This is a genomic window from Listeria booriae, assembly GCF_000766865.1.
GTDB classification, from domain to species: domain Bacteria; phylum Bacillota; class Bacilli; order Lactobacillales; family Listeriaceae; genus Listeria_A; species Listeria_A booriae.
The window spans coordinates 56,727-73,665 of record NZ_JNFA01000031.1; the positions used below are offsets into that span (position 1 = coordinate 56,727).

At 41.4% G+C, this 16,939-nt stretch carries 17 protein-coding genes; 16 read left to right on the forward strand and 1 reads right to left on the reverse strand.

Annotated features, from left to right (window positions below; translation table 11 throughout):
• Positions 1-212: 212 nt before the first annotated feature.
• Genes EP57_RS15760 through EP57_RS15830 form a run of 15 tightly spaced genes read left to right on the forward strand, consistent with a single transcriptional unit; the run spans position 213 to position 13,382 of the window.
• The gene (locus tag EP57_RS15760) at positions 213-839 is read left to right on the forward strand and encodes a sugar transferase (RefSeq protein ID WP_036088309.1); all 627 of its coding nucleotides are present in this window, start codon (positions 213-215) and stop codon (positions 837-839) included.
• A gap of 10 nt (positions 840-849) precedes the next feature.
• Positions 850-1,323, forward strand: a complete 474-nt coding sequence (locus tag EP57_RS15765) for a hypothetical protein (protein ID WP_036088310.1) — start codon at positions 850-852, stop codon at positions 1,321-1,323.
• Between the two features lie 11 nt (positions 1,324-1,334).
• Positions 1,335-1,985 (forward strand): CpsD/CapB family tyrosine-protein kinase, encoded by a 651-nt coding sequence (locus tag EP57_RS15770; protein ID WP_052167724.1) that lies wholly within the window; start codon positions 1,335-1,337, stop codon positions 1,983-1,985.
• 21 nt (positions 1,986-2,006) lie between these two features.
• Positions 2,007-3,269: an O-antigen ligase family protein gene (locus EP57_RS15775; protein WP_036088312.1), complete on the forward strand. Its 1,263-nt coding sequence runs from the start codon at positions 2,007-2,009 to the stop codon at positions 3,267-3,269.
• Entirely contained in the window at positions 3,266-3,931 is a 666-nt protein-coding gene (locus EP57_RS15780) for a YveK family protein (protein ID WP_052167725.1), read from the forward strand. The genes EP57_RS15775 and EP57_RS15780 overlap by 4 nt, the downstream gene beginning before the upstream one ends.
• An 18-nt stretch (positions 3,932-3,949) precedes the next feature.
• The gene (locus EP57_RS15785; RefSeq protein ID WP_036088316.1) at positions 3,950-4,189 is read left to right on the forward strand and encodes a helix-turn-helix domain-containing protein; all 240 of its coding nucleotides are present in this window, start codon (positions 3,950-3,952) and stop codon (positions 4,187-4,189) included.
• A gap of 7 nt (positions 4,190-4,196) precedes the next feature.
• Positions 4,197-4,973 (forward strand): glycosyltransferase family 2 protein, encoded by a 777-nt coding sequence (locus tag EP57_RS15790; protein WP_036088317.1) that lies wholly within the window; start codon positions 4,197-4,199, stop codon positions 4,971-4,973.
• Positions 4,970-6,289, forward strand: a complete 1,320-nt coding sequence (locus tag EP57_RS15795; protein WP_036088319.1) for a UDP-glucose dehydrogenase family protein — start codon at positions 4,970-4,972, stop codon at positions 6,287-6,289. Before EP57_RS15790 ends, EP57_RS15795 begins: the two co-directional genes overlap by 4 nt.
• Positions 6,286-7,101, forward strand: coding sequence for a glycosyltransferase family 2 protein (locus EP57_RS15800; RefSeq protein WP_052167726.1), 816 nt, complete (start codon positions 6,286-6,288; stop codon positions 7,099-7,101). Before EP57_RS15795 ends, EP57_RS15800 begins: the two co-directional genes overlap by 4 nt.
• 1 nt (position 7,102) lies before the next feature.
• Entirely contained in the window at positions 7,103-8,389 is a 1,287-nt protein-coding gene (locus EP57_RS15805; RefSeq protein WP_052167727.1) for a phenylacetate--CoA ligase family protein, read from the forward strand.
• 14 nt (positions 8,390-8,403) lie between these two features.
• On the forward strand, positions 8,404-9,381 hold the full coding sequence (locus tag EP57_RS15810) for a glycosyltransferase family 2 protein (protein WP_036088325.1): 978 nt from the start codon (positions 8,404-8,406) through the stop codon (positions 9,379-9,381).
• Positions 9,378-10,532, forward strand: coding sequence for a CDP-glycerol glycerophosphotransferase family protein (locus EP57_RS15815; RefSeq protein ID WP_036088328.1), 1,155 nt, complete (start codon positions 9,378-9,380; stop codon positions 10,530-10,532). Before EP57_RS15810 ends, EP57_RS15815 begins: the two co-directional genes overlap by 4 nt.
• The gene (locus EP57_RS15820; protein ID WP_036088329.1) at positions 10,529-10,960 is read left to right on the forward strand and encodes an FAD synthase family protein; all 432 of its coding nucleotides are present in this window, start codon (positions 10,529-10,531) and stop codon (positions 10,958-10,960) included. The genes EP57_RS15815 and EP57_RS15820 overlap by 4 nt, the downstream gene beginning before the upstream one ends.
• A gap of 23 nt (positions 10,961-10,983) precedes the next feature.
• The gene (locus EP57_RS15825; RefSeq protein ID WP_052167728.1) at positions 10,984-12,402 is read left to right on the forward strand and encodes a lipopolysaccharide biosynthesis protein; all 1,419 of its coding nucleotides are present in this window, start codon (positions 10,984-10,986) and stop codon (positions 12,400-12,402) included.
• Entirely contained in the window at positions 12,399-13,382 is a 984-nt protein-coding gene (locus tag EP57_RS15830) for a GDP-mannose 4,6-dehydratase (protein ID WP_036088330.1), read from the forward strand. Before EP57_RS15825 ends, EP57_RS15830 begins: the two co-directional genes overlap by 4 nt.
• Positions 13,383-13,785: 403 nt before the next feature.
• On the opposite strand, the gene EP57_RS15835 is transcribed toward EP57_RS15830, so the two are convergent.
• Positions 13,786-15,405: a PucR family transcriptional regulator gene (locus EP57_RS15835; protein WP_036088332.1), complete on the reverse strand. Its 1,620-nt coding sequence runs from the start codon at positions 15,403-15,405 to the stop codon at positions 13,786-13,788.
• 306 nt (positions 15,406-15,711) lie between these two features.
• Between EP57_RS15835 and EP57_RS15840 the strand changes: the two genes are divergently transcribed.
• On the forward strand, positions 15,712-16,923 hold the full coding sequence (locus EP57_RS15840; protein WP_036088333.1) for a pyridoxal-phosphate-dependent aminotransferase family protein: 1,212 nt from the start codon (positions 15,712-15,714) through the stop codon (positions 16,921-16,923).
• Positions 16,924-16,939: the final 16 nt, after the last annotated feature.

Genomic DNA, 16,939 nt, shown 5'->3' on the forward strand with positions numbered 1-16,939 from the left:
AAAATCTAGCATATCTTTACCTTATTAATGACTAAATGAACTTCATTGATTTTTGTCGAAAATGCCGACAAAAATCGAATGGTGGGTTTAGGCGTAGTATTATATGATATAAGTAGAGCAAGAGATAATAAGGAAAAGTAACATCAGGAACTATAAAATTCCCGTAATCAAGGAACGGAAAATAGTTCTAAAGAAAAGAAAGGACGGAGACAATGGAGTATGAAATTAGATACGATCAAGTAAAACCTAAGAAAAAATCCACGATGTTCCAATGCACAAAACGAATATTTGATTTCGTTTTCGCGATAACATTGCTAGTCATTACATCACCGATTATACTCATGACCATTTGTGCCGTGAAATTAGAATCTTCCGGACAAATTATCTATAGACAACGCAGAGTTGGGCATCAAGGCAATGAATTCACGATTTACAAAATTAGGTCTATGGAAGAAAGCGCTGAAGCGAGTGGTGCCAAGTGGGCTGAAAAGAATGACCCACGAATTACGAAAGTCGGCCGCTTTATTCGGAAGACGCGAATTGACGAACTCCCTCAACTATGGAATGTAATAAAAGGCGAAATGAGCATGATTGGCCCCCGCCCAGAACGACCGATGTTCACGAAAGAATTCCAAACACTTCACCCCGACTTTATCCAACGCTTAGCTGTCAAACCAGGACTTACCGGTTGGGCACAAGTTAACGGAGGTTACGATATTACCCCAAGAGAAAAATTGAAATACGATTTGGAGTACATTGATTCCATGTCTGTCAAAAATGAAGCGCGCATACTATACAAGACGGTCCAAGTGATCTTTAGTGGTAGCGGTGCAAGATGAGGAGAAAAGAATGAAAAGAATTATATCAATAATCGCAATTTTGGCAATTTCGACTGTAGCTTGCTCCAATCAAGAAAAAGACTATAGTCCAATCACATCTTGGAAAAATGAGGACGTAGAAGTAAGCAAGCAAGAATTCGTAGAGTTAACAAAAGGTAACAACGCGCTAGAATTTAAGAATGGTAAGGTCGTGATTCACGATAAAGACGCTGTTGTTAAAAGCAACGCGGGCGACGTGACAACCTACTTCGTACAAAATGCCTATATCCCGATTATAGATGCTAAAGAAATAATCAAAAAAGATGACTGGACAAAAGAAGAATTGCTCACAAAATACGCAGGTGCTGCACAGAACATTGATGTAAATGCAAAGGAAAATACGATAGAAGCCTTCTTTATCACTGGTCCCCGTGGCTATGGTGAACTGCGCGTGACTTTTGATGGTGGTAAGTTGAAGTCGATGACAAATACTTTTCAAGAATAGGTGAATGATAGATGAGAACAAAAGAAATGTTGAATGAGAATCTATTTTTCCAGGAACAAATGGCGCATATTAGAACGACGATTGAGCTCTCTGGACAACGCGACACGCAAGCAATAAGTGTAACATCTTCGCTATCTAGTGAAGGAAAGAGTTCGATTGCGATTGGGATAGCAAGAAGTTTTGCGGAGGCAGGTAAGAAAGTATTGCTGATTGATAGTGATTTTAGACGACCCTCGGTACACAAAAAATTAGGATTATCGAACGCGGTCGGATTTTGCGACGTGTTGAAAGAGGATTATACCTTGACAGAATGCATGAAGGATATTGGTGTGCAAGGCTTAGACATCTTGACGAGTGGCTTAGTAGAAGATTCACCTAGCATATTGTTTGACGCAACGACGCTAAAGAAATTCATTTTGGAAGTGAAAAAAGAGTATGACTTGGTGATTATTGATACGCCGCCAGTACTACTCGTGCCAGAAGTGAAAACTATCTTGAACCACAGTGATGCCACGCTACTTGTTGTGAAATATGATGAAGTGCGAAAAGAAGAAGTAGAACGAACGTATAGAGTATTGAATCAAGTATCGGCAACATGCCTTGGGATTGTATTTAATCGTGTCAAAGTGAAAGTCAAAGATCGATACCGTTATTATTACTAAAGCGCGGGATAGGAGAATAAATTGGTTGATTATAAAAGTGATATAACATGTGATTATAATAACAATATCTCCCCTCGCCATTCTAAGAAACAGATATTTTTCCTCACGTTGATGATGCTTTTCCTCAGTATTGGGAGTCAGTTTAATGTACAAATTGGTTTGGCGTTTAAGCCTTACATGCTACTATTTCTGGTTTTAATGATTTACTACACTCCGAAAATGACAATTTCTAAACTCTTGTTTTGTGAAGTGGCGTTTATCGGATACTATGTGTACTACGATTTGCGCGGCGTGATTACTGCTTATCCAGCTGCTTCACTTCGAGCGATTGGTGCCACATTTATCTTGATTGTCTTTTACTTCTTTTGCCGGTATTGGCTGAATCGAATAAGGTGGAGGGACATTGAGTGGGCGATTATCATATCTGGCTTTGTTTTTAACATCTTGAGCTTTGCTTATTATGTGATGGGGCTTGTGAATTTGGGCTTCAACATGCATGGCAACGGGATTCGTGAGATGGGTGTGATGATTGATCGGAATTTTGCGAGGTTGCTGGGGTTGACGAATGATCCGAATATCTTCGTTTTTATCAACATGTTATTCATCGCTTACTTTTTAACGCATCGAGAAAAATGGTGGAACTTACTTGGCGGATTTATCGCGATATTATGTGTAATGCTGACGCTATCGCGTGGTGCTATTATCTCGCTAGTCATCGTGTTGGTGCTGTGCTTACTTGTCGGCAGTTGGAAATCAAAATTGCTGATGATTCTAGGGTCGGTTGGATTTTTCCTACTTGCAAATTTCTTCTTTGATCAGTTCATGGAAGTATCGTTGTGGGAGTTAATGGTCGAGCGATTTGGAACGGTGGGCGAAGATGGTGGTAGTGGCAGGTTTGATATTTGGACAGACGGATTCGCGTATTTTATGGATAAACCGCTGTTTGGGATAGGGTCCTTCAACTTTCAAGCATATCATTCTTTTGAAGCTGGAAAAGCAATTTTCATGCATAACTCCTTTTTGGAAATTTTGGTAGAAACAGGAATTGTCGGGATGATGCTTTATGTAACGGCGATTGTCGCGATTCTGTGGGCACTGATAAAAGCGGCTTTAGTGGATAGGGAACAATGGTGGTTAGTGATTGCCTTGATTGGTTATTTATCCATGATGACGTCCTTATCACTGATACTGAACGAAATATTTTTCTTCTTCTTTGTACTGGTTGCGAGGAGTTTGAAGGAAAAGGAAGCAAATATAGAACGACGTAAAGGTTGGAGAACATGAAACGAGAAGTATCCTTAGTAAATATAGTTAACATCATTCGTAAAAAGGCAATCATTGCGCTTGTCGTTGCGATTATGGTGACGTGTCTTGTGGGTGTTGCGAGTTATCAATTTATGGCACCGAAATATGATGCCTCTGTACAACTGCTCATTAATCCAAAAGAAACAGAAGGGCAAACCGGTAATTATCGTAGCTCAGATTCCAACACACAGTTGGTGAACACATACAACGTTATTTTGCGGAGTAAAGTGATTTTAGCAGATGTTATCGAGCGTTTGGACCTTCAAACGAGTGTTGGTGGATTGCGTGAAATGATCAGTGTACAAAATGAGAAAGAGTCGAAAGTTATATCGATTCATGTCGAACAAGAAGATCCAGAGATGGCGAGGGCTATTGCGGAGACGCTGGCCTTATCGATGGAAAAAGAAGTACCGAAGTTGATGAATATTGATAACGTAAATATTTTATCAGACGCAGAATTAAGCGGTAATTTAACAACATCACAGATTCGAATTTATATGATATTAGCTTTTGTCATGGCGTTAACGTTAAGCCTAGCTGGTTTTGTAATTCGAGAATCTCTGAAAAATACTTTTAAAACGGTAAAAGATTTTGAAGACGTGACGAGTTTGCCAATCATAGTAACAATTCCAGAGATATAAGAGGGGTGAAAACGGAAGATGGCAATACAAAAATATGAAAAGCAATTGGAAGTACTGAATGATTTGTTTTTGTCGACGCAAGAAGCGATTGATCAATTGGGCGTTTCAAAACAATGCTTTCATTCGCTCGTAGCACGTGGGAAAATCCAGAAAATAAGGAAGGGCTCAGCGGTACTGTATTATGCGGATGAAATTAACGAACGCAAGCATCAACAACCTTCGCTGCGCCAAAAATATCGCCCATTTCAAGAAGGATAGGTGTTTCATGAGTCAAGTATATCAAGAAAATTTAGTTAGTGTTATTATGCCGACATACAATAGTAGCTCGGTTTTGGAAGCCAGTATTGCAAGCATTCAAAAGCAAGGATATCAGAACTGGGAATTGCTCGTGGTGGATGATTGTTCGAAAGATGGGACACAGGAAATATTACGGCAGTTAGCGAAACGAGATATGCGGATTAGACCGTTTTTTCAGACGGAAAATCGTGGTTCTGGTTTTGCGAGAAATGAAGGCTTAAGTAAGGCGCGTGGACGGTTTGTAGCATTTTTAGACAGTGATGATTTATGGCATCCGGATAAGTTGGAGGAGCAATTGGCATTCATGAAGACGCACGGTTACGGTTTTACTTTTACGGCGTATCATGTGTTTGAAGAACAGCCAACAGCGATTAAGCGAACGGTACGTGTGCCGAGGAAAATAAACTATCAACAATTGCTGAAAAACACGATTATCGGTTGTTTGACGGTCATGATTGATCGAGAAAAAGTTGGTGATTTCCGAATGCCGTTGCTGCGAGCGCGTCAAGATACGGCGACATGGTTATCGATTTTGAAAGAACAGGATTATGCATATGGTTTGACGGAGCCACTCGCATATTACCGGGTGAGCGCGACGTCATTATCAAGTAATAAATGGAGAATGCTCAAAAAAAATTGGCAGATGTATCGAGAATGCGAAGGATTGAACATCGTGTATGCGAGTTATGTTTTCAGCTGTTACGTGTGCAATGCCTTATGGAAAAGGAGACGACAAATAGGATGAAAATAGCAGTTGCAGGTGTAGGTTATGTAGGCTTGGTTTCCGCAGTGGGCTTTGCTAATCATGGGCATACGGTCACAGCGGTGGATTTAGATGCGATGAAAATTACAGGGCTTACGGCGGGAATTTCACCGATTTTTGAGCCAGGTTTGGAAGAGTTGTTGCAGGAACAATTGGAAGCTGGACGGATTCATTTTACGACGGATGGCGCCAGTGCTTATGCAGATGCAGACGCGATAGTAATTGGCGTTGGAACACCAGAAAACGAAGACGGATCGGCGAATTTATCCGCAGTATATCAAGTCGCGCGTGAAATTGGTGCGAGCATCCAAAAAGATTGCCTCGTTATTGTGAAGTCCACGGTGCCAGTTGGGACGAATGACAAAATTGAAGCAGTTGTACGTGGTGCATTGCGAAGCGCGGTGGATGTGGATATTGTTTCGAACCCGGAATTTTTAGCACAAGGAACCGCGGTGCACGATACATTGCACGGTTCGCGAATTGTGGTGGGAAGCGAGACGCCAAAAGCAGATGCCAAAATGCGTGAAATCTATGCGGAATATGGCCAGCCAATCATTTCTGTCTCTCGCAAAAGCGCGGAACTCGTCAAATACGCCAGTAATGATTTCCTAGCTCTCAAAATCTCATTCGTGAATGAAATTGCGAACTTGTGTGACATTTTGGGTGCAGATATCGAGGAAGTCACAGAAGGAATGGGTTATGACGAACGAATTGGAAAAAGTTTCTTGCGTGCTGGTATAGGATACGGCGGATCGTGTTTTCCAAAAGATACAAAAGCACTTCACTGGCTCGCGGAAGATCATGGTTTTATCTTACGCACCATCGAAGCTGCTATCAAAATTAACGAAAAGCAAAAATATGCGTTACTTCATAAATTACGCAAAGAGATGCCGAATCTAGCAGGGAAGAAAATCGCAGTGCTAGGCCTCACATTCAAACCAAACACCGATGATTTACGCGAAGCTCCGTCGATACCGAACCTGCGAATTTTACAACAAGAAGGCGCGATTATTCAAGCATACGATCCGATCGCGATGGCGCAAACAGCGAAAGAACTCGGCGATGCATCGATTATGAAGGATTCCATCGAAGCGGCATTAGAAGGTGCAGACGCGTGCTTGATATTCACCGAATGGGACACAATTCGTGCTATCACGCCCGATACCTTCCGAAAATGGATGGCGAATCCGCTCGTACTAGACGGTCGTAACTGTTTTAACAAAAATGAGATGGAAGCATCCGGCATCGCGTACAAATCTATTGGCCGTCCGCTAACCAAAGTAGGGCAGCTACAATGAATCAGCACCCAAAAATATCAGTGATTGTCGCAACACTCGGTAATCGCGGTATTGAACTTAAACGGATGTTGGAAACACTGGAAAATCAGACGTACAAACATTTTGAGGTAATCCTCGTTTTGCAGCAGGAACAAGATACATGGAGTGAGATATTAGCAGGATATAAGTTGACGACGCAGGTTGTGATGATGTCAGGACGCGGACTTTCTAAAGCGCGGAACATCGGGCTAGCACACGCAACCGGAGATATCGTGACATTCGGCGATGATGACTGCTGGTATGAACGCGAGACATTTCGACAAGTGGTCGCCTCCTTTCAAACAGGCAAAGACGTTATTAGTCTCAACATGTACGACCCAGACCGTCAAAAATTCGGTCGAGTACAGCGTATCCAAACACCAAAATTCCTAACGAAACGCGAGCTCATGAGCCGTTCTTCGATTGAAATTTTTGTGAAACGAGGATGTTTAGAGAATAACGAGGCAGGGCCAGAAATTCGTTTTGATGAATTATTTGGACTGGGAGCTACTTACATTTCTGGAGAGGAAAATATTTTCTTATCCGACTTATTCCGACAAGGATACGTCACTTATTTTCACCCAGAATCGCTCGTCTATCATGCCGTGCAACCACGAATCACCAGACTTACAAAAACTCAAATGTTGAGTAAAGGCCCGCTATTCAAAAGAATGTACAGCGCACCAACAGCCTTTCTACTTGTATCACTATTTTATTTTAAAAAGAAGCAAAAAAAAATATTTCGGGAGGTCCTGAAAGAAACGTGGACCTATCAACCAAGAGGAGAGCGTTAACGTGTATCAATGGATTTATAAGCAGGGCGTCAAACGCCGAAACCCACTTTTACCAGCAGCAGAAAGTTTTTTACAAGAAACAGATACGTGGACACGAGCAGAACTAGAGGAATATCAGTTAGAGAAATTGCAAGAACTTGTACATTGGGCCTATGAAAACTCCGCATATTACAAAAAACTGTTCGATGAGACTGGTGTTCACCCCGACGATATTCGAGAATTAAATGACCTCCAAATCATTCCCCCAATCACAAAAAAGATCTTATTAGCAGAAAATGAAGCGATTCATGCGACGGCGAGTTTTGAGCGTTTAATCTTTTCAGAAACATCCGGAAGTACGGGTTCTCCACTCACCTTTCACCGAAATCTAGAGTGGGATGCGAGACACCGCGCCGCAATTCACCGCGGTTATGATTGGTATGGCATTAAACCTTGGCATCGGAACGGCTATTTTTGGGGCTATAACCTCGATGTGAAGAAGCATTGGAAATTAAAAATGATGGACAAATTGGTGAACCGATTCCGCATCTTTTCCTATGAAACAGATGAAATCAACGCCTTCATTAAAAAATTAAAAAAAGCCGATTATCTAGAAGGTTATTCCTCGATGATCTATCATATCGCACAAAAAATCGAACGAGAAGACCTGCCAATACGAGCTAATTTAAAAATGATCAAAGGTACATCCGAGAAAATTTTTGACTCATACCAACCAACTGTAGAAAAAGTATTTGGACGCAAAATTATTAGCGAGTACGGCGCAACAGAAACAGGAATTATCGCGTTTGAATGTCCGGATGGAAACATGCACATGACAATGGAAAACGTGATTGTAGAAGTGATTGACGGAGAAATTTATGTGACGAATCTGTTTTCTAAATCATTTCCGATTATCCGCTATGCACTAGGCGACTACGTCGAATTAGACACAGAAACCAAGTGTTCTTGCGGACGCGAGCATACCATTGTGAAATCTGTCATTGGACGTATCGGTAAAGAAATTCTAGGTGAACAAGAAACGTATCCGAGTTTCATCTTTTATTACATTTTCAAAAATATTGTGATGGATGGAGGAGAAGCAATCGGTTATCAAGTGTTACAACATGAGAAAGGGCATCTTGAGTTCCGCCTGGAGCCTCATCTGAGTGACCATACACGAAGACGTTTAGAAACTGAAATCGTGAAATATTTTGCAACAGACATGACTTATGAGATAAGCGAAGGAGCCACATTCTATCGTGATGGTGGAAAGCTAAAAGACTTTGTTTCGTTCATAGAAACAGTGTAGGAAAGGAGCACATCATGACAGCCGCAAAAGTATCAATTATTATTCCGATTTATAACATTGAAAAATATGTGGAGCGGTGCCTGGATTCAATTCTAGCACAGAGCTATCAAAACTTTGAGGTGCTCGCTGTAGATGACGGTTCGACGGATCAGAGTGGGGTGCTAGTGAAACGATACGCCGACCAAGATAAGCGTGTTTCAATCATCAAAAAGCCCAATGGAGGACAAGCGAGTGCGAGAAATTTAGCGCTGAGCCAAGCAAAAGGTGACTACATTTTGATGATTGACGGTGATGATTATATTTTGCCCAATCTGCTTGAAAAATGTATCTCCGAACTCACAAAAGGCGCTGATATCGTCGTATTCGATTATCTGGCGCTGGATAAGAAGCAACAGCAGCATTACGTAAGCGTTGGAAGTTCGCCAATCACAGCAGGCACCGCACCATGGAACAAAATGTATGCTGCACATCTATGGCAAAACACCGTGTTCCCAGAAGGCTATTGGTATGAAGATTTAGGCGTGGTACCGTTCTTACTTTTGAAATCTAAACAAACTTGCAAAATCAACGAAGCATTCTACGTATACGATCAATCCCGAGAAGATTCCCAGACAAATACGATAAACCTGACGCGCTATCTCGATATTCTAGTGGTTCTTAATTACTTAAAACAGCAAGTCGAAACATTGCCAGAAGCGCATAAAGATACGATTTCTAGTATGTACTTGGAGCAGTTAGGTTACGTGATGACATTAAATAAAAGCCAGAACATCCAAAATAAAAAAGACCGACACGCGTTTCTGGGAAAAATGCAGCAGGAACTAGAAATAGCATGCCCAAACTGGTACAGCATCACACATAAACCAGAAAATACAAAATTGAAAATGATGCGTCGAATGGCAATAAAGGCGTATTTTAATGGCCACTTCTTGTTAGGTGACATCCTTTATATATGGCCGAAAAAATTAAAAGAGATTGGAGCTAGAGAATGAAATTAATCATGAACTTCTTGCTTGCCTTATTTCGTCTATTCCCAGTGAAAAATATCATGCTGTTCGAAAGTATGTCTGGATTTCAAGATAACTCAAAAGCGCTTTTTGAAGAGATGATAGTACAGAAGATAAACGAGAAATATAAAATGATTTGGTTTGTAGCCGATCCAGATATGATGGAAAACAAAGGCTATCCGAATGTCCGATTTATGAAAAAAACAGGTGTAACAAGAAAATCATTGCGTTACCTCTACTACAACTGCGTCGCGAAATACTGTTTTTATACACATGAAGTACTAGGATATCGCACAGACGACAAACAAATCCGCTTTTTCCTCACACATGGCACACCTTTAAAGGATAGTCGTGGATGCTTCGGTCCAACAGAAAATCACACATACATTTTATCTACATCCGATTTTGCAGCAGAATTACGTGCGACATCATTGCTTGGCGGTACCGATAAAATGCAAGTGTTAGGTTTTCCGCGCAACGACAAAATGTTTCGAGAAGACACAGGTACAAAAGAATTTCTCGCCCAGTATGAATACAAGAAACTGATTGTCTGGTTGCCAACCTTCAAGCATATTCATAACAGCGACCGCGTTGATTTTGCGACAGACAGCGATCATGATATATCCCTGATGAGCCCAGAATTTTTCAAAATGTTAAATGAAAAGCTAGCCATGACAGACACCTTACTAATCATCAAATTCCATCCAAATCAAGATCTCCGCTTCGTTTCTTTTTACGATTTATCACACATCGTAACGCTATCCAACCAGGAAATGTTGCAAGGAGGTATCGATTTATACGCCTTACTTGGAAAGTCTGACGCATTAATCACAGATTTCTCCTCGGTCTATTTTGACTACTTGCTTCTGAATAAACCTATTGGCTTTGAACTGGGGGATATGAGTAACTACAGAACAGGGCGCGGCTTTCTCGTTGATGAACCACTAGATTATATGCCCGGTAACAAAATTCATGACGAAGCCTTATTTCTGCAATTTATAGATCAAACCGCGCGAAACGAAGATAATTACGTCATCGAACGCGCTAAGTTATGCGTAAAAATGAATCATTATCACGATAACAAATCCGCAAAACGAATCCTGGAATTTTTAGAATTGGAAGGTGCAAACGTATGAAAAAATATAAATTAGGCTATACATCGGGTGTTTTCGATCTTTTCCACATTGGTCATCTCAACATTTTAAAAAAAGCGAAAGAGCATTGTGACCATCTAATCGTTGCTGTGAGCACAGACGAACTCGTTCAAAGCTATAAAAACAAAACACCAGTTATCCCACATGTTGAACGAATGGAAATCGTAAAATCAATCACGTTTGTCGATGAGGTCGTGGCACAAACGAACCGCGATAAAGTAGCTGCGATGGAAAAACATCAATTTGATGTCATGTTTGTTGGTTCCGATTGGAAAGGCAATGCATTATTCAACGAAACCGAACGAATTTTTAACGAAAATGGTGTCGATGTTGTCTATTTCCCTTACACGAGCAACACGTCCTCAACCCTGTTAACCCAAGTTCTCACTAAAATAGCACAACCAAATTAAAAAATGGAGATGAGCCAAAATACATGAGTAGTAAATATAAAAAATTATTTCAAAATACAGTCCTCTTCTCAATTGGGAGTATGGGGAGCAAGCTTATCAGTTTACTGCTCGTCGTGGTTTTTACCCACCACTTGAATCCACAGGAATATGGTGAAGTTGAACTCATATCTGTCATTATTAATCTCTGTTTACCATTTGTGACCCTTTCGATTTATGATGCTGTTCTAAGATTTGTGATGAAAGACAATGAGAATAAAGGTAGCGTCCTAATGAATGGGCTTATGATATGTGTAGTAGTTGGAATTCTTTTCATAACAGGAAGTATCATCGGAATTATCTTTTTCGGATTAGGAATGAATACACTTGTGATTGCAGCGATTATTTTTGCCCAGTCAATTAACCTGGTGTTTGCACAATATGCACGCGGAACAGGGCGAATTAAGCTTTATGTCGTCAATGGATTACTCACAGCTATTCTAATTTTCAGCATCGTTAGCGTCTTGCTTGTTTACTTCCACATTGGCATCATGGGTTATTTCATTGGGATGGTGATTGCCTTCTCCGTCAGTAACGTCATATTGTTTTGTTTCAGCGGAAAAGTTGCAGAGACACTTGTAAAAGCGCCTTGGGATCGTGATTTAATGAAACGGATGTTGCTCTATAGCTTGCCACTTATCCCGAATACGCTTATGTTTTGGGTGATGGACACCTCCGATCGCCTGTTGATTCAATCTTTCCTTGGACTTGCTGCAAATGGCTATTACGCTGTTGCTAATAAAATTCCAGTCATTCTAAATACACTCAGTTCCATCTTTATGCAGGCATGGCAATTAACCGCGATTGAAGAAGGCGAGCAAAAAGACCGTGATCGTTTTTATTCCAGTGTATTTAACGCACTTGCCTCCTTCATGATTATCGTCAGCGCACTTATCCTTTCCATTTTAAAATGGGGATTTGGCATCGGACTAGGTAGCGAATTTTACGAAGCGTGGAGGTTCGTTCCAATCCAGCTATTTGCTGTCATTTTCGCAAGTTTCTCCTCTTTTATCGGAGTTATCTACGCAGTGCAAATGCGCACCAAGCAAGTATTCACAACATCTTTCGTTGGCGCAGCACTCAACCTCTTGCTCAACCTCTTGCTTATTCCCCGAATGGGACTATACGGCGCAGCGATTGCCACAACAATCAGCTTTCTCTCCGTCTGGATTGCGCGCTTACTACAAACAAGAAAATATGTCAAAATACGTATCAAATTCCTAACTCTTGTCCCAGCATTAGCAGTACTCGCAGCTCAAGCCATGTTCCTATACCAAACAAAAGTACCAAATTTACTTACAAACATATTAGCCGTAAGCACGATACTCCTAATTAACCTCCGAAATATCCAATTTATGATTCGAAATTTATTAACAAAAAAACGAAGAAAGAGTGATATAGCATGATTTTAGAAACAGTTTTAGTTACAGGTGGCGCAGGTTTTATTGGAGGGCATTTAGTCGAACGATTACTGGAAAAATATCATGTCGTCGTGATGGATAACTTAAGCACAGGAAAAATATCCAATTTACCACAGCATCCACAGTTAGACTTTTTATTTGGTGATGTGAGCAAAGAAAAAGACGTCGCGCGCGTTTTCGAGTTGTATACTTTCACATACGTGTACCATTTAGCCGCCATAGCAAGCGTTGCGGCATCCATCGAGAATCCATTAGGAACTCATCAAACCAATATGGACGGGACCATACATCTGTTAAACGCCTCTAAAAAACAAGCCAATACCATGAGAAAATTTGTTTTCGCATCTTCAGCCGCAGTCTATGGTAGCGAACCAACCCTTCCGAAACGAGAGACTTCCGCCATCGCACCAATCACACCATACGGTATCGATAAATTAGCTTCTGAAAGCTATGTCATCTCGTACAGCCATTTATTTGGCCTTAAAACAAGTGCGGCGCGCTTTTTCAACGTTTACGGACCAAGACAAAATCCAGAATCACCGTATTCAGGAGTCCTTTCCATTTTGACTAATTGCATCCAGAAAGTGGTAGCAGGAGACGAAAAAGTAGCATTCACGCTATACGGCGATGGCTCGCAAGTCCGTGATTTTGTGTATGTAGATGATATTGTAAATGGATTGATATTGCTGGCAGAATCAGCAGAAAGCCAATCCGAAGTATTTAATATCGCCTCCGATGAAAACCACACATTGCTTGAAGTTATTGCTATGTATGAAGAGATTGTAGGTAAAAAACTCCCATTAAAGTATAAAAATGCAAGAGCAGGAGATATTCACCAATCCTACGCTGATATCAGTAAAATAAAAACAATAGGATATAAGGCAACGAACACACTAAAAATGGGCTTGAGTAAGTATAACCAGCATGAAATGGAACAAGCTCAGCAATCTATTGGTATTTCATAATTTAGTACTAAACAAAATCAACCTCCAGTATAGAGCCTAGTTTCATTATTTCATATAAGATTTGATTATCGTTTGTTTGGTGCTCCAGCTTTAGTTGGAGCACCGATTGCGCCGATGTTTTTAACTACTTGACCATGTTGGTTAATAATTTGTAAATGCATGGTTGCATCTTTTGAACCGCGAGGCAGTAATGTTTAGAGTTGTAAATACTTTAGAGAAATCAGGTAGTGCTGGATATAATGTTCTTGATATTGTCGTGTACATACAAATTTGGTTACTATGGATGAAGTTTTTAGCTATTTACGATCTACCATGATTTTTTCTTCATCAAAACAGATAAAAAAACAAAAAGCATGCTACTCGTAGTCCCGCCATTGGGAAAACAAGTAGTATGCTTTTATGCTCAACCTTTCTTATCCGACAACAACAACGCGAGCCGCAACTTCAGCGAAAAATCCGCATGCGTAATCGGATGATCGAGCAGCGCCGCACATTTCGCAATCCGATACTTCACCGTATTCCGATGAATATAAAGCTGTTTCGCCGTCTCCGTAATCTCGCACTGACAACTCAAGTACACTTGCAACGTCCGCCGCAACTCTTGGTGTGTCTCCGATTGCGGATAGGCCAGTGTCTTAAGCGTAAACAAACAGAAATGCTGAATCTGCTCCACTGGAATAAACTGCATCAATTCCATAATCCCTTTCGACTCATAAAAATGCACAAACGAATGATAATGATCCTTCTCACTTTGCCGATACGTATCCACAGCTTCCATATACGAATAATGAATCGACGCCGTCTCATACACCTCATTACCCGCCGCAAATGAAATCGAAATCGGGAATAGCCGGTCAAGCGATGTTTGAATCGCCACTAATTTTGCCTTCAAATCTGCCTCATATTGTTGCAACAAAATAATAAACTTATCTTCCGTCGGATGTGGGAATATCAACGCATTCTCGAAATTCCGATGCAATTCCCGCTCCAACCACTCATATGTCAACGAATAAACTTCCTCTTGCAACGTCGCATTTTTCAAAGCCATCGAACTCTCGTCAATACCAGCAACCAAGCACCGATAGTAATCCGAGGGCAGCAACCCATAACTTTTCCCATAGTCTAGCAAGTTCCGCGTGTATTCCGCGTTATCCTCACCTTTTTGCAACAACTTCGTGAAAAATTTACCGCGCAACGTCCGATTACTCTCCGCCAACTTCTGATTTTTATAAATCGTAAACGAAATAATCGTGTTCGCTTGCTCAATCGCGAGCTGAGAGTAAGGGTACGGAATCTGATCCGCCTTCAAAATAACCAAGAAATACGGATAATACGTCGTTACTTTCACCGGGAAAACCGAAATGAGTAGCGAATCATTGTCTAATAAAAACGTCAACTCCGTCGCCAGCTCAGGCGTCTTTTTCAATCGATCCTGAATCTCATCCAATTTCGCAGCATAACCCGCCTGCTTAAAATGTTGCGTACTTGCCACGACCTCCAAAAACGGATTCACTAGCAAAACAGGCCGCTTCAAAATCCCGCCCAAATTCTGAATCAAAGACTGTAGTGAGGCGCCCTTAATCATCATTTTCGAAAACTTCTGCTGAATATCAATCGCATAATGGAACTTCTCCGTTTGATGATCCCAAATATAAGACAACAACTGGTGCGAAATCGTTCCTAGCGTCACCGTCAGCGGAATCCGCAAAATAGGAAACCCTAACCGATTCGCCGTCTCAATCACCATCGGATCTAACTTATCAATAAACCGACCAAGCTTTATACCAAGCCCAGCAGCAGGTAAACGATGCAAGTCTTCAATCAATTTGCACAACGCTTCTGGATCATTTTGAAAAGCCATCGCCGTTGTTAACAAAAACGTGTTTTTAGGTAAATAAGCGACAACATCTGGCGTCTCTGAAATCTCAATCGTATCGACCACATTATCTAAATTCGCAGCCTCATTTATCACTTCAATATTAGAAAACCTTGGCGTCAGTAGTAGTTCGGACATTGTTGTCATTTTAAAACCCCCTCATTTTACAGATGAACAACGTGGTTGCGCTTACTTTCTATCCTCATTGTACTATACAAAAGCCCCGTTTGTCGTTAGAAATTTTTGGCTACTATGGACAAAACATAACTGTCTTTTCGTGCTATCTAGCTAATGTTTCCGATTTCAAAATATTTTAAAATATAGGTAGAGCATAGCTATTAAGGCGGTCGGTCACTGGAGAGTGTGTGCATTTTCAAAACAGTTGTGAATTAGTGTACATAATACGGCTGACCGCTCTTTTCGAATCAGAGATAACTTAAGGAGGAACTAAAGATGGTAAAAGAACTACAAGCTTCCATTCGGACAATTATGACCCCAGGGCCCGTTGAGGCGGAGCCACGCGTATTACGAGCAATGAGTACACCGATTCTAGGACAATATGATCCGGAATTTTTTGCGTTAATGCAAGACGTTACCGACCTGCTAAAAATGCCATTCCAAACAGATAATGAATGGGCGTTAGCCGTTGATGGAACAGCGCGCGCAGGACTAGAAGCAGCGGTTTGCGGCATTATCGAACACGGTGACAAAGTACTCGTTCCCGCTTTTGGCCGTTTTGGCTATTTAATGGCAGAACTTGCCCAGCGTGCCGGTGCCCAAGTGAAAATAATCGAACAAGAGTGGGGCACCATTTTTGATCCAAAAACAGTCATTGACGAAATAAAAGCATACAATCCAAAAATGCTAATCATGGTGCACGGCGAAACATCGACAGGCCAAATGCAAGACCTGAAAGAAATCGGCTTATTCTGTAAAGAAAACGACGTGCTGTTCATGGTTGATGCCGTAGCTACATTCACAGGCGCAGACTTCCAAACAGATGCGTGGGGCGTAGATATCGCCGTAGCCGGAACCCAGAAATGTCTGAGCGTCCCAACCGGTATGGCACCAGTCACATACAACGATAAAGTAGAAAAAATCCTAGCATCTCGCTACCAAGTAGAATTAGGCCTAACAAAAGACGTTCGAAATGACCGCTTCATTTCAAGTAACTACCTTGACCTTAGCCAAATTCAACAATACTGGGGACCAAAACATATCAACCACCATACAGAAATGACATCGATGATTTACGCACTACGCGAAGGTTTGCGCATCGTCCACGAAGAAGGCTTAGAAAACCGCTTCGCTCGCCACCGCAAACATGAGAAAGCAATGATGACAGGCTTGAACGCGATGGGCTTAACCCTATTCGGCGACATGTCCAGCAAAATGCCAACCGTGACATGCGTAAACATCCCAGAAGGACTAGACGGAGAAGCTGTTCGCGCAACGCTATTACATCACTACGGCGTTGAAATCGCAAGCTCATTCGGTTCACTAGCCGGCAAGATTTGGCGTATCGGCAACATGGGCTTTAGCAGCCGCAAAGAAAACGTCCTACACACACTAAACGCACTAGAGGCTTCGATCACATTCCACGGCGGCAAAATCGCAAAAGGCGAAGCAGCACAAGCGGCGTTGAAATTTTATAACGAGAATTAATAACGAAAGAAAATCC

Bases quoted from the DNA above. Each gene is read 5' to 3' on its own strand.
- EP57_RS15760 (WP_036088309.1), top strand. From the start codon at position 213: ATGGAGTATGAAATTAGATACGATCAAGTAAAACCTAAGAAAAAATCC.
- EP57_RS15765 (WP_036088310.1), top strand. From the start codon at position 850: ATGAAAAGAATTATATCAATAATCGCAATTTTGGCAATTTCGACTGTA.
- EP57_RS15770 (WP_052167724.1), top strand. From the start codon at position 1,335: ATGAGAACAAAAGAAATGTTGAATGAGAATCTATTTTTCCAGGAACAA.
- EP57_RS15780 (WP_052167725.1), top strand. From the start codon at position 3,266: ATGAAACGAGAAGTATCCTTAGTAAATATAGTTAACATCATTCGTAAA.
- EP57_RS15785 (WP_036088316.1), top strand. From the start codon at position 3,950: ATGGCAATACAAAAATATGAAAAGCAATTGGAAGTACTGAATGATTTG.
- EP57_RS15790 (WP_036088317.1), top strand. From the start codon at position 4,197: ATGAGTCAAGTATATCAAGAAAATTTAGTTAGTGTTATTATGCCGACA.
- EP57_RS15795 (WP_036088319.1), top strand. From the start codon at position 4,970: ATGAAAATAGCAGTTGCAGGTGTAGGTTATGTAGGCTTGGTTTCCGCA.
- EP57_RS15800 (WP_052167726.1), top strand. From the start codon at position 6,286: ATGAATCAGCACCCAAAAATATCAGTGATTGTCGCAACACTCGGTAAT.
- EP57_RS15810 (WP_036088325.1), top strand. From the start codon at position 8,404: ATGACAGCCGCAAAAGTATCAATTATTATTCCGATTTATAACATTGAA.
- EP57_RS15815 (WP_036088328.1), top strand. From the start codon at position 9,378: ATGAAATTAATCATGAACTTCTTGCTTGCCTTATTTCGTCTATTCCCA.
- EP57_RS15820 (WP_036088329.1), top strand. From the start codon at position 10,529: ATGAAAAAATATAAATTAGGCTATACATCGGGTGTTTTCGATCTTTTC.
- EP57_RS15825 (WP_052167728.1), top strand. From the start codon at position 10,984: ATGAGTAGTAAATATAAAAAATTATTTCAAAATACAGTCCTCTTCTCA.
- EP57_RS15830 (WP_036088330.1), top strand. From the start codon at position 12,399: ATGATTTTAGAAACAGTTTTAGTTACAGGTGGCGCAGGTTTTATTGGA.
- EP57_RS15835 (WP_036088332.1), bottom strand. From the start codon at position 15,405: ATGACAACAATGTCCGAACTACTACTGACGCCAAGGTTTTCTAATATT.
- EP57_RS15840 (WP_036088333.1), top strand. From the start codon at position 15,712: ATGGTAAAAGAACTACAAGCTTCCATTCGGACAATTATGACCCCAGGG.